The following is a 13,843-nucleotide window of genomic DNA, read 5'->3' as shown; positions in this document are numbered from 1 at the left end:
CTCGTCTCGCTTCATCGACACGTCACCTTGTCGTGATCGACAGGCATTTCGCCGGACATGGACTCATGCGTCTTTCACCGGCAAGCTCCGCGCTCGCTGGCAGGGGTGTCGCGTTGTCGAAGAGGAGAAAACAATGTCACGACTGCCCGTCTCCCGTCGCGAATTCCTGGCCGGTGCCGCCGCCACCGGGGCGCTGATCATGCTGCATCCTTTCTCCGCTCGAGCCGAGGCCAACCAGGCACATCTCAGGATCATGGAGACGACCGATATCCATGTGAACGTGCTGCCCTATGACTACTACGCCGACAAGGCGAACGACACGATGGGCCTGTCCCGCACCGCCTCGCTGATCGACGCGGTGCGCAAGGAGGCAACCAATGCGATGCTGATCGACAATGGCGACCTTTTGCAGGGCAACCCGATGGGCGACTACATCGCCTACGAGAAGGGCCTGAAGGACGGCGACCTGCATCCGATCATGAAGGGCATGAACCTGCTCGGCTACGAGTGCTCGACGCTCGGCAACCACGAGTTCAATTACGGCCTGTCGTTCCTCGACAAGGTGCTGGCCGGCGCCAATTTCCCCTTCGTCTGCGCGAATCTCATCCGCGGCACCGCGCTTGCCGCCAACCCGCGCGACGACAAGCTCTACCTCAAGCCCTATGTCATCCTCGACAGGAAGATCAAGGACGGGTCGGGCGCCGAGCAGCCGATCAGGATCGGCATCATCGGTTTCGTGCCGCCGCAGATCATGGTCTGGGACCTGAAGAACCTCGAAGGCAACGTGAAGACGCGCGACATCGTCGAGGCGGCGAAGGCGTGGGTGCCTGAGATCAGGGAGGCGGGCGCCGACATCGTCATCGCGCTCTCGCATTCCGGCATCGACATCAAGCAGGGCGACATGATGGAGAACGCCTCCTTCTTCGTCGCCGGCGTCGAGGGCATCGATGCCGTCTTCACCGGTCATCAGCATCTCGTCTTCCCCGGCAAGAAGGATTTCCAGGCGCTCGATGGCGTAGACACCGGCAAGGGCACGCTGCGAGGCAAGCCGGCGGTGATGGGCGGCTTCTGGGGCTCGCATATGGGCCTAATCGATCTGCTTCTGGAGCGCGACGGCTCGAAGTGGCGGGTGGTTTCCGCGACGTCCGAGGCGCGGCCGATCTACGAGCGGGTCGACAACAAGAACAAGGCGACCGTCGGCGACGACAGGCGCATCATCGCCGCGCTCGAGCAGGACCATGAGGCGACGCTCGCCTATGTGCGCCGTCCCGTCGGCAAGACCTCGGCGCCGCTCTATTCCTATTTCGCGCTGGTGGCCGATGATCCGTCGGTGCAGATCGTCAACCAGGCGCAGAGCTGGTACCTGAAGGACATACTGAAGAGCACGCAGTGGAAGGACGTGCCGCTTTTGTCGGCGGCCGCACCCTTCAAGGCGGGCGGGCGCAGCGGCGCCGACTACTACACCGACGTCCCGGTGGGCGACATCGCCATCAAAAACGTCGCCGACCTCTATCTCTATCCCAACACTGTGCGAGCCGTCGAAATCACCGGCGCGCAGGTCAAGGAATGGCTGGAGATGTCGGCCGGCATCTTCAACCGGATCGAGCCCGGCAAGGCCGACCAGCCGCTCATCAACACCGACTTCCCGTCCTACAATTTCGACGTGATCGACGGCGTCACCTACAAGATCGACCTTTCGCAACCGCCGAAATACGATGCCAAGGGCGGGCCGGCGAATGCCTCCAGCCGCATCGTCGATCTGATGTTCGACGGCAAACCAATTGATCCCGCGCAGAAATTCGTCGTCGCGACCAACAACTACCGCGCCGGCGGCGGCGGCAATTTCCCGGACATAAACGCTTCCAAGATCATCTACGAGGCACCGGACACCAACCGCGACGTGATCGTGCGCTACGTCATCAGCGAGGGCACGATCAACCCGTCGGCGGACGACAACTGGTCGTTCGCGCCGCTGCCCGGAACCAGCGTGGTGTTCGACACCGGCCCGAGGGCAAAGGATTTCATCGCGGACGTGAGGTCGCTGAAGATCGAGCCGGCGGGTGAGGGCGATGCGGGCTTCGCCAGATACCGCATCCTCCTCTGACGCGGGTCGGGCCGGCTCTGCCGGCCAGACACTCAGGCCTTGTAGACCACCTGGCGGACATCAATGTAGCTGGCGCGGAAGCCGGCTTCGCAATAGTGCAGATAGAACTCCCAGAGCTTCTTGAAGCGATCGTCGAAGCCGAGCGGGACGATCTTTTCCCACGAGCCCCAGAAACGCTGGCGCCACTCGGCGAGGGTGCGGGCATAGTCCTGCGGGAAGACGCGCTCGCGCAGATGCGCGAGGCCGTGATCCTTGCCGAGAGCCTTGAGGATCGAGGGTGTCGGCAGCATGCCGCCAGGGAAGACATAGCGCTGGATGAAATCGGGGCGCGCGCGATACGCCTCGTAGGCGGCCTCGTTGATGGTGATGATCTGCAGGCCGGCCGTGCCGCCGGGCTTCAGGCAGGTCTTCATCTTGCCGAAGAACACCGGCCAGTATTTCTCTCCGACCGCCTCGAACATCTCGATCGATGCGATCCGGTCGTAAGTGCCTGTCTCGTCTCGATAATCCTGCAGCTTGATGTCGACCTTTTCGGCAAGCCCGGCTTTCTGGATACGCGCTTTCGCGAAATCATGCTGCTCGCGGCTGATGGTCAATCCGGTGACGCGGCAACCGATCTCGCGCGCGGCGAATTCGGCAAAGCCGCCCCAGCCGCAGCCGATCTCCAGCACATGGTCCTTCCTGCCGATGCCGGTATCTTTTGCCAGTGCACGATATTTGGCGGCCTGCGCGCTTTCGAGATCGTTGGCGCCCGTCGCATACAGCGCCGACGAATAGGTCATGCTCGGATCCAGCCATTTCTCATAGAAGGCGTTGCCGAGATCGTAATGCGCCGAGATGTTGCGTCGCGATCCGGTATGCGTGTTTTCGTTGAACCAATGGCGGATGCGCTGGACGGTGTTGATGAGCCAGTTGGCGCCGCCGGCGACCTTCTCGCCGAGGGCTGAATTGACCACGAACAGTTCGAGGAAGCTGGTGACGTCCGGGCTGTCCCAATCGCCGTCCATGTAGGATTCCGCGAGGCCGATGGTGCCGCCGGAAAAGGCGCGCCCCGGCAGGCGCCAATTCTTCAGCACCAGTTCGGCGTCGGGGCCGGGTGCCTTGCCGCCGACGAGGACGGCGCGGCCGTCGGGCATCCGGACCTTGAGCGAGCCGCGCGGCAGGCCCATGGCGGCCGAAAGCACCAGGCGCGCCTTTGCCGGCAAGCCCTTGACGATCTCGGCGAAGTTCAATTCGTCAAGCAGCACCGCGTCGCCGGGCGCAACACCCAAGTCTTGCTTGAAAGCCATTTCCTGCCCCCGACTTTCAGGAGGCCAGCACACATGGCCGACCCCGCACCCCTCTTGAGGTTCATTCATCCGGCACAAATGCAGCCGCGGCTACATTTTCCGTTGAGTTCCCGACACAATCTTCCACGGCATCAGGGTCAACTTCAAGAGGCAGGCGAAGTCGGTTCTGGAGCCAACAAATCCAGAGGAGAATGTCCTCGGCCCTTGGAATCTCTATGGTTGCCGCCACCCGCATGCGATAACTTTAGTCATGCGTTATGTCATCGTCATCATCACCATCACCTTCGCCCTGATCTGGGACGGTCTCTACAACCAGGGCCGCTACCTCGACACGACGGTCAGGGAGGTATCGCGTATCGTGCGCTACGTCACCGGCGCGGTCTGACGCCGCGCATGGCGGGCGCGACATCGTTGCCGGTTGACGCTGCGCCCTTGCTCCCACAAAACACGCCTGAATTGACGATCAGGGAGGCTGGATTGATCCGGCACATCGTTTTCTTCAGCGTGCGACGCAAGGAGGATGTGGAGGCCGTTCGATCGGGCCTGCTGGAATTGGGCAGGATCCCGTATTCGACGCATTTCGAAGTTACTCTCAACACCAAGGTCGATCTGTTCTCCAACGCGATCGACGTCGTCGTCTACGCCGAATTCGAGGATGACGCCGCGCTCGCCGCCTACAAGGCGCATCCGCTCTATGCCGAGACGACCAGCCGGGTCAAACCGTTGCGTGAACTGCGTTATTCGGCCGACGTCGTGGCCGCCTGAGCGAGCGACTGTTCGAGCTGGCGCCTTTGCCGCCGCCCGGCGAAATAGCCAGTCACCACGCGAAAGCCGCCGGGCAGGTTGCTCGCCCCGCGCCACGCCATGATTTCCGCCAGCGCCACGCCGAAGCTGCCTTGCGCCAGAGCCTTCAGGACGCCGCGCAGCGTCAGGTAGCTGAGGATCGTGGCGTAATCCGGCGTCTGATAGTCCTCGCAGCGGGCGACGAAATCGCTCAGCCCGGCGATGTAGCCGGCATGGCTGCGCGACATCGAATTGGCTTCGCGGTATTTGAGGACGTCGACGGCCTTGCCGAAGGCGATGCGGTGCTGCCGTCCCAGCCTGACCAGGAACTCACGGTCCTGATGGCGGTACAAACCGTCATCGTAGCCGCCGATCGACGCGAAGGCGGAACGGCGCACTGTTACGGTCGAATTGGTCAGCGGCACGCAGTGGCAAAGCAGGAGCCGACGCAGTCGCTCCGCGTCAGGCGTCGGGTCGGGCAATCGATGCAGGCGCTGGCGCCTGTCGGCAACGTCCTTGAAACCGTCGATCGTGCAGGCGACATCCGGATTGGCATCGAAGAAGGCGATCAGCCGTTCGATGCGCCCGGGACAGAAGGCATCGTCGGAATCGAGAAACGCAATAAGCGGCGCGCTGGTCAGCGCCGCGCCTTCGTTGCGCGCCCGGTTGGCGCCGGAGGGCACCGGCAAACGGCGCCAGGCCAGGCGCGGATCGGCGAGCGAAGCAAGATAGGCTTCGGTATCGTCCTCGGAGCCGTCGTCGACGACCACCAGTTCGATATCGGGCCGCGGATCGGACAGGACCGATGCCAGCGTGCGGGGCAGGCTGCCGCGGCGGTTCCTGGCCGGGATAACGACGGCGAGCCGGGGGGTGACGCCTGCTCCCTGCGCGACTGGAAAGGTATTCGGCGAGACTGTCACCGGCGGAACTCGTGCGTAAGGGGTCGAGTGCGGCAGAAGCCGGCCTTTGCCGCCCAGCGAAAGTCGACCATGTTGCGATGCGCGATCAGCCGTTAGCCCATACGGTCGGTGACGAAACGTTGCCAGACATCAAACTGAAGCGAAATTCGTATATCAGCAATACCGCTGTATTCGCAAGAAACGCAGGCGCGCCAGGCGGCCTTACTCTGTTTGAACGGCCGAAGTCTCGGCCGGGTCGACGCCGCCTCGCTTGGGCGCGACCAGCACCAGCGCGGCGACAATTGCAATCGCCGCAATCGTCATTGCGATGAACACAGTTCTTCCCATGGTTGTAAGTTAGGGTGGCTTCGTTCGACGACAAGGACACGCCGCCGAGATCGAGACCGCCAAAGCCCGCCGGGCGGTTGGCCGAGCCCCCTTGAACCGACTTCCGGAATGATGCACACCGCGCCGGCATGACCAAAGCGACGCAGGCTCATCCGCTCGACCATCTGGTGCTGCCGACAGCGCGCCTCGATGCCGCGCGGGCGCGGCTGGTTTCACTCGGCTTCGTCGTCGCGCCGACCGGCATCCACCCGTTCGGCACCGAAAACTGCTGTGTCTTTTTCGCCGATGGCACCTATCTGGAGCCGCTGGCGGTTGGCAACGACCAGGACGCGGACCTGGCGATAGGCGAAGGCAACGTGTTCGTCGCGCGCGATCGTCTCTACCGGCAGAACCTCGGCGACGAGGGCTTTTCCGCTGTCGTGCTCGGAACCGGCGATGCCGATGCCGACCACGTTCGTTACGTCGGGGCCGGGATGTCGGCGGGGGAGATGCTGAGTTTTTCGCGCACTTTCACCGATACGAGCGGCAAGAGCGACCTGGCGTCCTTCAAGCTGGCCTTCTGCGCCAGCAAGGATGCCGATGAGGCTTTCCTTTTCGCGTGTGAGCGCATCAATGGACCGAAGATCGACCGTACCGCATTGCAGGCCCATGCCAACGGCGTGACAGGCATCATCGAAGTCGTCGCTGTCAGCGACAGGCCTTCTGGCCAGGTCGGGCTGCTCTCGACGGCTGCCACCAAGCAAGCTGCGCAAGGTGATGCGATCGAATTGCCGAACGCAACCCTGACCGTCCTGGAGCCGGCGGCCTTCGCCTCGCGCTGCAACCTTCCGACCGGAGCGTCGCCGCATCTGCGCTTTGCCGCCATCGTTTTCTCGGTCCGCAGCGCCGCCATCGCAGCGCGCCTGCTTGCGGCCAACGCCATCGCACATCACATGAGCGGCAATGATATTGTCGTCAGGCCGGCGCCCGGGCAGGGCGCCGCCTTCATCTTCCGGGAGACAAAATGAACAAACCCCTGGCGCCCAATCCGTCCGTGACCGTCGGCAACGTCGTCTTCTCGAACGCCGCGCCGCTGTCGCTGATCGCCGGCCCCTGCCAGCTGGAATCGCGCCAGCACGCCTTCGACATGGCCGGCGCGCTGAAGGAGCTCACCGACAGGCTCGGCATCGGGCTCGTCTACAAGACCAGCTACGACAAGGCCAACCGCACCTCGCTGTCGGCCACGCGAGGCGCCGGGCTGGAAGCGGCGCTGCCGGTCTTCGACGATCTGCGGAAGACGTTTTCCCTTCCGGTGCTGACGGACGTCCACACCGAGGAGCAGTGCGCGATCGTCGCGCCGCATGTCGATGTCCTGCAGATCCCCGCCTTCCTTTCACGCCAGACCGACATGCTGGTCGCGGCGGCCAGGACGGGCAAGGTGATCAACGTGAAGAAAGGCCAGTTCCTCGCCCCCTGGGACATGAAGAACGTGGTCGCCAAGATCACCGGTTCCGGCAACGCCAATGTGCTGACCACCGAGCGTGGCGCCTCCTTCGGCTACAACACGCTGGTGTCCGACATGCGGGCGCTGCCGATCATGGCCGAGATCGGGGCGCCGGTGATTTTCGATGCCACGCATTCGGTCCAGCAGCCTGGCGGGCAGGGTGGTTCTTCGGGCGGCGAACGTCGCTTTGTCGCGACGCTGGCGCGCGCCGCGGTCGCGGTCGGCGTCGCCGGCGTGTTCATCGAGACGCATCAGGATCCGGACAACTCGACCTCTTCCGATGGCCCGAACATGGTGCCCTTGAAGGACATGCCAGCCTTGCTGGAACGGCTGATGGCATTCGATCGCATCGCCAAGGGACGCTGACCCGACTCGGCGTCCCATCGGCTTGTCGCAGGCAACCGCCGGCTGTAGGCTCCTGCCGCAACTGAGCGCCCTGGCAGGAGGAAGCCATGTCCGTCGCCCGCGTCACAGAGATCACGTCATCGTCCAAGAAGAGCTTTCAGGATGCCATCGAAAAGGGCATCGCGCGCGCCGCAAAGACCCTGAAGAACGTCGAGGGCGCCTGGATCCAGGACCAGAAGATCGTCGTCGAGAGCGGCAAGATCGCCGCTTACCGCGTCAACATGAAGGTCACCTTCATCCTCACCGACAACTAAGCAATTTCAGGAAAAGTGCGTAGCGGTTTTCCGTCCGGAATTGCCTAAAAACAAAGTCGGGAACCTTCGTCCGCCCCTCTCATTGTCCATGCAGGCATTCAATCGAGAGGAGTTCCACCATGAGCACCCTGACCGGGCACACCGAAGCCATTGCCGCCTCGCGCGTCATCGGCACATCGGTCTACAACACCGAAGGCAAGAGCATCGGCAGCGTCGAAGACATCATGCTCGACAAGACCTCGAACGGCATCATGTTCGCGGTGATCGGTTTTGGCGGATTCCTCGGCGTTGGCGAGAAGTACCACGCCATCCCGTGGGCGAGCCTCGACTATGACGAGGACAGGGGCGGCTATGTCGTGCCGTTCTCCAAAGAGCAGTTGCAGGCCGCGCCGGCCTATTCGATCAACGAATTGGCGGGCGCCGACGGCCAGGCGGCACGCGACGAGTCGTACAGCTACTACCGGGTCGAGCCCTACTGGCACTGAAGCGTTCGGCCAGCCCGGAGCGGAATCAAAAAAGGCCCCCGCACATGCGAGGGCCTTTCTTCTGCAAGATCCTACTGCGCTGCTTGAAGTGTCGACAGTTGCGCGGCGCCCTGCTGGGGCTGCTGGTTGTCGCACGACGTCAGGAACGCAGCCGCGATCAGGAACAAACTCACGATACCGCTCAACTGGGACATGGCGAAACTCCTCCTGTTTCGCCCCGCGCAAGCAGAATCATAGACCAGAACGTTGCGCGCCGCGCATGACTTATGATGACAGAAATTTGCGCTTCGTGAATCGGCGGGCGGGCAATATTTGCGGGCGCCCCGATTGCCTTTTGCGGCACTTTGGCTAAGAGGGGCGCGACGCTTCAATCGATCAATCGGGGACATTGCAATGACCGCCATCGTCGACATAATCGGGCGTGAAATCCTGGACAGCCGTGGAAATCCGACCGTCGAGGTCGACGTGGTGCTGGAAGACGGCTCGATGGGCCGCGCCGCCGTGCCGTCAGGCGCCTCGACCGGCGCGCATGAGGCGGTCGAGCTGCGCGATGGTGGCCCGCGCTATCTCGGCAAGGGCGTGCTGCGGGCGGTCGAGGCCGTCAACGGCGAGCTGTTCGAGGCGATCGGCGGCATGGAGGCCGAGAACCAGATCCATATCGACCAGACGATGATCGAGCTCGACGGCACGCCGAACAAGAGCCGGCTCGGCGCCAACGCCATCCTCGGCGTGTCGCTGGCGGTCGCCAAGGCGGCGGCTGAAGCGGCCGGCCTGCCGCTCTACCGCTATGTCGGTGGCGCCAAGGCGCATGTGCTGCCGGTGCCGATGATGAACATCATCAATGGCGGCGCGCATGCCGACAATCCGATCGACTTCCAGGAATTCATGATCCTGCCGATCGGCGCGCCGACGCTGCGCGACGGCGTGCGCTGGGGCTCGGAAATCTTCCACACGCTGCGCAAAAAGCTCAAGGACGCCGGCCACAACACCAATGTCGGTGACGAGGGCGGCTTCGCTCCCAACCTGAAGAGCGCGCCGTCGGCGCTCGATTTCATCATGGAATCGATCGAGAAGGCCGGCTTCAAGCCGGGCGAGGACGTCGCTCTCGGCCTCGACTGCGCCGCGACCGAGTTCTTCAAGGACGGCAACTACGTCTATGAGGGTGAGAAGAAGACTCGCGATCCGAAGGCGCAGGCCAAGTACCTCGCCAAGCTCGCATCCGACTATCCGATCATCACCATCGAGGACGGCCTTGCCGAAGACGACTGGGAGGGCTGGAAGATCCTGACCGACCTCATCGGCAAGAAGACACAGCTGGTCGGCGACGATCTGTTCGTCACCAACACGGCCAGGCTTCGCGACGGCATCCGCATGGGCGTCGCCAATTCGATCCTGGTCAAGGTCAACCAGATCGGCTCGCTGACCGAAACGCTCGACGCCGTCGAGACCGCGCACAAGGCCGGCTACACCGCCGTCATGTCGCACCGTTCGGGCGAGACCGAGGATTCGACCATTGCCGATCTCGCCGTCGCCACCAATTGCGGACAGATCAAGACCGGCTCGCTGTCGCGCTCCGACCGCATGGCCAAGTACAACCAGCTGATCCGCATCGAGGAAGAGCTCGGCAAGCAGGCCCGCTACGCCGGCAAGTCGGTGGTCAAGGGCTGATCCGGCAACCAATCGGGATATCGAGGAAGGGCGGGGCGTTCCCCGCCCTTTTTCGTTTTGAGGCTTCGCGTACGCCCGTCCGTAACCGTCCATTAAGCACAATGGAGCGAAAAAGAGCCTGGGCCGTTCGGGTTCGCGGCCACGAGGATCTGGATCATGTGGACACGTCAGCACAAGCAGCGAAACACCGGCCGGCTGATCGTCCCCTCGCTCTGCGTGCTGTTCCTGGCCTATTTCGGCTTCCATGCCTATCACGGCGAATTCGGCATCTATTCCAAATATCAGCTCGAAGCCCGGGCAGTCGAACTGCAGGGGCAGCTCGATGCCGTCAAGGCGCGCCGGGTCGATCTCGAGCGGCGTGTCCAGCTGATGCACGAGGGCACGCTGGAAAAGGACATGCTTGACGAACAGGCGCGCAAGGCGCTCAATCTCTCGCATGCCGACGAAATCACCATCATGCTGCCGGCTCCAGCGAAATAACTGAATTCCAGTTAATCGTCTTTATTTTCAATGATTTTAATTGCTTAGACGCATGCCAGCCATGCATTTTTCGGCATGGCGCAATGCTTTTATGCGTGTTAGCCTCGTATAAATCGGTGGGGAGAGACGATCTCCCTCGGAGCGGATTTCATCCTGCTCTAAATGTCCGCGAAGAGACGCCAACAGGGAGTGATGCATGGCCACCGCCGCCAGAAAAGCGCCTGCCAAATCCAAAAACGACGGTAAATCACAAGGGCTCTCCGCCCCGAAGCCTGCCGACTTCACCAAGGACGATGAGCTTGCCGCCTACCGGCACATGCTGCTCATCCGCCGCTTCGAGGAAAAGGCCGGCCAGCTCTACGGCATGGGCTTCATCGGCGGCTTCTGCCACCTCTATATCGGCCAGGAGGCTGTCGTCACTGGCATGAAGATGGCGCTGATCGAAGGCGACCAGATGATCACCGCCTATCGCGACCACGGCCACATGCTGGCGATGGACCTGTCGCCTCGCGGCGTCATGGCGGAGCTCACCGGGCGCCGGGGCGGCCTGTCCAAGGGCAAGGGCGGCTCCATGCACATGTTCTCCAAGGAGAAGCATTTCTATGGTGGCCACGGCATCGTCGGCGCGCAGGTGTCGCTCGGCACCGGTCTCGCCTTCGCCAACCGCTATCGCGAGAACAAGAACGTCTCGCTGACCTATTTCGGCGACGGCGCCGCCAACCAGGGCCAGGTCTACGAAAGCTTCAACATGGCCTCGCTGTGGAAGCTGCCGGTGATCTTCATCATCGAGAACAACCGCTACGCCATGGGCACCTCGGTGTCGCGCTCCTCGGCCGAGACCGATTTCTCGCATCGCGGCGCATCCTTCAAGATCCCCGGCATCCAGGTCGACGGCATGGACGTGCGCGCGGTGAAGTCCGCCGCCGATCTCGCCACCGAATGGTGCCGCGCCGGCAACGGCCCGCTGATCCTGGAGATGCAGACCTACCGCTATCGCGGCCATTCGATGTCCGATCCGGCGAAGTACCGCTCCAAGGAAGAAGTGCAGAAGATGCGCTCCGAGCATGACCCGATCGAGCAGGTCAGGGCGCGGCTGCTCGACAAGAAATGGGCCAGCGAGGACGAGCTCAAGGCCATCGACAAGGAGGTCCGCGACATCGTCGCCGACGCCGCCGAATTTGCCCAGAACGACGCCGAGCCGGATCCGTCCGAGCTCTGGACCGACATCGTACTGTAAAGGGAGGGCAAGGACATGCCGATCGAAATTCTCATGCCCGCTCTCTCGCCGACGATGGAAGAGGGCAATCTTTCCAAATGGCTGAAGAACGAGGGCGACAAGATCGTCGCCGGTGACGTCATCGCCGAGATCGAGACCGACAAGGCGACGATGGAAGTCGAAGCCGTCGACGAGGGCACGCTCGCCAAGATCGTGGTTCCCGCCGGTACCGAAGGCGTCAAGGTCAACGCTGTGATCGCCGTGATCGCGGTTGACGGCGAGGACGTCGACAAGGCCGGCGAAGGCATCGGCGAGGAGCCCGCCAGGCCTGAGGCGGCAGCACCTGCGTCTGTTGCGGCCAAGAGCGAGGCCGCGGCACCGGTCGCCGCAGCGCCGAGAGCGGAAGTCGCCGCCGATCCGGACATTCCGGCCGGCACCGAGATGGTGTCGACCACGGTGCGCGAGGCGCTGCGTGACGCCATGGCCGAGGAAATGCGCCGCGACGGCGACGTCTTTGTCATGGGCGAGGAGGTCGCCGAGTACCAGGGCGCTTACAAGATCACGCAAGGCCTGCTGCAGGAATTCGGACCGCGCCGCGTCGTCGACACGCCGATCACCGAGCACGGTTTTGCCGGCGTCGGCGTCGGTGCCGCGATGGCTGGCCTGAAGCCGATCGTCGAGTTCATGACCTTCAACTTCGCCATGCAGGCGATCGACCAGATTATCAACTCGGCCGCCAAGACGCTCTATATGTCGGGCGGCCAGATGGGCGCACCGATCGTCTTTCGCGGACCGAACGGCGCCGCCGCCCGCGTCGCCGCCCAGCACTCGCAGTGCTACGCCGCCTGGTACAGCCATGTTCCCGGGCTGAAGGTGGTGATGCCGTACACGGCGGCCGACGCCAAGGGCCTGCTCAAGGCCGCGATCCGCGATCCGAACCCGGTCATCTTCCTCGAGAACGAAATTCTCTACGGCCAGTCCTTCGATGTGCCGAAGCTCGACGATTTCGTGCTGCCGATCGGCAAGGCGCGCATTCATAAGCCGGGCAAGGACGTCACCATCGTCTCCTTCGGCATCGGCATGACCTACGCGGTCAAGGCCGAAGCAGAGTTGCGCGGCATGGGCATCGACGCCGAAATCATCGATCTGAGGTCCATCCGTCCGCTCGACTTCGACACCATCATCGCCTCGGTCAAGAAGACCAATCGCCTGGTCGTGGTCGAGGAAGGTTTCCCGCAGAGCTCGGTCGGCGACCATATCGCCAACCAGGTGTCGCAGCGCGCTTTCGACTTCCTCGATGCGCCGGTCATCACCATCGCCGGCAAGGACGTGCCGATGCCTTACGCGGCCAACCTCGAAAAGCTGGCATTGCCCAATGTCGGCGAGGTCGTCGAGGCGGTCAAAGCCGTCACGTATCGCTGAGCCGGGCGGGAGGGAAACATGCCAATCAACATCACCATGCCGGCACTCTCGCCCACGATGGAAGAAGGCAATCTTTCCAAGTGGCTCGTGAAAGAGGGCGACAAGGTTTCGCCGGGCGACGTGATCGCCGAGATCGAGACCGACAAGGCGACGATGGAGGTCGAAGCCGTCGATGAAGGCACGGTCGCCAAGCTGGTAGTTCCGGCTGGTACCGAAGGCGTCAAGGTCAACGCGCTGATAGCCATCCTGGCCGGCGAAGGCGAGGATGCCGGCGCTGCCGCAAAGGGTGGTGGCGATGCTGCGCCCAAGGCCGAGGCTCCGAAAGCCGAAGCGCCAAAGGCGGAAGCGCCGAAGCCGGCAGCCGCGGCGGCGCCCGCGCCGGCGAAGGCAGAGCCTGCTCCGGCCGCCAATGGCCACGCTGGCGGCGACCGCACCTTCGCCTCGCCGCTTGCCCGCCGCATCGCCAAGGATGCCGGCGTCGATGTGGCTAATGTCACGGGAACGGGGCCGCATGGCCGTGTCGTCAAGGCTGATGTCGAGGCGGCGATTGCCGGCGGCGGCGCGAAGGCCGCGCCCGCTGCCAAGGCGCCTGCCGGTGCTCCGGCGGCAGCTCCGGCTGCAGCGCCGAAGGCGATGTCGGACGACCAGGTGCTGAAGCTGTTTGCCGACGGCTCCTACGAACTCGTGCCGCACGACAATATGCGCAAGACCATCGCGCGCCGCCTGGTCGAGGCCAAGTCAACCATCCCGCATTTCTACCTGACGCTCGACTGCGAGCTCGACGCGCTGTTGGCGCTGCGCACGCAGCTCAATGCGGCGGCACCGGTGAAGAAGACCGAGAAGGGCGAGGTTCCCGCCTACAAGCTCTCGGTCAACGACATGGTGATCAAGGCGATGGCGATGGCGCTGATGGCGGTGCCGGATGCCAATGCCTCGTGGACCGACAGCGCCATGGTCAAGCACAAGCACGCCGATGTCGGCGTCGCCGTGTCGATCCCTGGCGGCCT

Annotated in this window: 15 protein-coding genes; 12 read left to right on the top strand and 3 right to left on the bottom strand. The window is 63.3% G+C overall.

All coding sequences use genetic code 11. From position 1 onward, the window contains the following. Positions 1–133 precede the first annotated feature (133 nt). The gene (locus EN857_RS22600) at positions 134–2,104 is read left to right on the top strand and encodes a bifunctional 2',3'-cyclic-nucleotide 2'-phosphodiesterase/3'-nucleotidase (protein WP_127394093.1); all 1,971 of its coding nucleotides are present in this window, start codon (positions 134–136) and stop codon (positions 2,102–2,104) included. Between the two features lie 32 nt (positions 2,105–2,136). On the opposite strand, the gene EN857_RS22595 is transcribed toward EN857_RS22600, so the two are convergent. Next, positions 2,137–3,393 (bottom strand): cyclopropane-fatty-acyl-phospholipid synthase family protein, encoded by a 1,257-nt coding sequence (locus EN857_RS22595; RefSeq protein ID WP_128346556.1) that lies wholly within the window; start codon positions 3,391–3,393, stop codon positions 2,137–2,139. A 250-nt stretch (positions 3,394–3,643) separates the two neighbouring features. On the opposite strand from EN857_RS22595, the gene EN857_RS36205 reads away from it, so the two are divergent. Next, positions 3,644–3,778, top strand: coding sequence for a hypothetical protein (locus tag EN857_RS36205; protein WP_281015748.1), 135 nt, complete (start codon positions 3,644–3,646; stop codon positions 3,776–3,778). Positions 3,779–3,870: 92 nt separating this feature from the next. Next, positions 3,871–4,158: a Dabb family protein gene (locus EN857_RS22590; protein ID WP_127311475.1), complete on the top strand. Its 288-nt coding sequence runs from the start codon at positions 3,871–3,873 to the stop codon at positions 4,156–4,158. Here the strand turns inward: EN857_RS22590 and EN857_RS22585 are convergent. Beyond that, complete coding sequence (locus EN857_RS22585) at positions 4,131–5,096, bottom strand: glycosyltransferase family 2 protein (RefSeq protein ID WP_187331404.1); 966 nt, start codon at positions 5,094–5,096, stop codon at positions 4,131–4,133. The genes EN857_RS22590 and EN857_RS22585 overlap by 28 nt on opposite strands. Before the next feature lie 455 nt (positions 5,097–5,551). On the opposite strand from EN857_RS22585, the gene EN857_RS22580 reads away from it, so the two are divergent. From EN857_RS22580 to EN857_RS22565, 4 genes are all read left to right on the top strand, one after another. Then, a complete protein-coding gene (locus tag EN857_RS22580) occupies positions 5,552–6,430 on the top strand; it encodes a VOC family protein (protein WP_127393429.1) in 879 nt (292 codons plus the stop codon). Then, positions 6,427–7,272: a 3-deoxy-8-phosphooctulonate synthase gene (gene kdsA / locus EN857_RS22575; protein WP_127393430.1), complete on the top strand. Its 846-nt coding sequence runs from the start codon at positions 6,427–6,429 to the stop codon at positions 7,270–7,272. Before EN857_RS22580 ends, kdsA begins: the two co-directional genes overlap by 4 nt. Before the next feature lie 86 nt (positions 7,273–7,358). Beyond that, positions 7,359–7,565 (top strand): dodecin family protein, encoded by a 207-nt coding sequence (locus EN857_RS22570; RefSeq protein ID WP_127286801.1) that lies wholly within the window; start codon positions 7,359–7,361, stop codon positions 7,563–7,565. A gap of 119 nt (positions 7,566–7,684) precedes the next feature. After that, positions 7,685–8,050 (top strand): PRC-barrel domain-containing protein, encoded by a 366-nt coding sequence (locus EN857_RS22565; RefSeq protein WP_127286802.1) that lies wholly within the window; start codon positions 7,685–7,687, stop codon positions 8,048–8,050. Positions 8,051–8,121: 71 nt separating this feature from the next. Here EN857_RS22565 and EN857_RS36200 read toward each other — a convergent pair whose 3' ends face one another. Continuing rightward, the gene (locus EN857_RS36200; protein ID WP_274608485.1) at positions 8,122–8,244 is read right to left on the bottom strand and encodes a hypothetical protein; all 123 of its coding nucleotides are present in this window, start codon (positions 8,242–8,244) and stop codon (positions 8,122–8,124) included. Between the two features lie 199 nt (positions 8,245–8,443). On the opposite strand from EN857_RS36200, the gene eno reads away from it, so the two are divergent. The 5 genes from eno to EN857_RS22540 all read left to right on the top strand — a co-directional run. After that, on the top strand, positions 8,444–9,718 hold the full coding sequence (gene eno / locus EN857_RS22560) for a phosphopyruvate hydratase (RefSeq protein ID WP_128346554.1): 1,275 nt from the start codon (positions 8,444–8,446) through the stop codon (positions 9,716–9,718). Between the two features lie 156 nt (positions 9,719–9,874). Next, positions 9,875–10,198, top strand: a complete 324-nt coding sequence (locus EN857_RS22555) for a septum formation initiator family protein (RefSeq protein ID WP_127286905.1) — start codon at positions 9,875–9,877, stop codon at positions 10,196–10,198. A gap of 196 nt (positions 10,199–10,394) precedes the next feature. Continuing rightward, the gene (pdhA, locus tag EN857_RS22550; protein ID WP_127286906.1) at positions 10,395–11,435 is read left to right on the top strand and encodes a pyruvate dehydrogenase (acetyl-transferring) E1 component subunit alpha; all 1,041 of its coding nucleotides are present in this window, start codon (positions 10,395–10,397) and stop codon (positions 11,433–11,435) included. 15 nt (positions 11,436–11,450) lie between these two features. Further along, positions 11,451–12,836 carry a pyruvate dehydrogenase complex E1 component subunit beta gene (locus EN857_RS22545; protein ID WP_127393515.1) on the top strand — a complete coding sequence of 462 codons (1,386 nt, stop codon included), beginning with the start codon at positions 11,451–11,453 and terminating at the stop codon, positions 12,834–12,836. Between the two features lie 18 nt (positions 12,837–12,854). Then, positions 12,855–13,843: 2-oxo acid dehydrogenase subunit E2 (locus tag EN857_RS22540; RefSeq protein WP_135859272.1), on the top strand; the 989-nt coding region annotated here is incomplete at its 3' end.

This window comes from Mesorhizobium sp. M4B.F.Ca.ET.214.01.1.1 (assembly GCF_004791545.1).
Lineage (GTDB): Bacteria > Pseudomonadota > Alphaproteobacteria > Rhizobiales > Rhizobiaceae > Mesorhizobium > Mesorhizobium abyssinicae.
The sequence above is the reverse complement of the archived record's forward strand: the minus strand, read 5'-3'. Positions and strand labels throughout refer to the sequence as shown.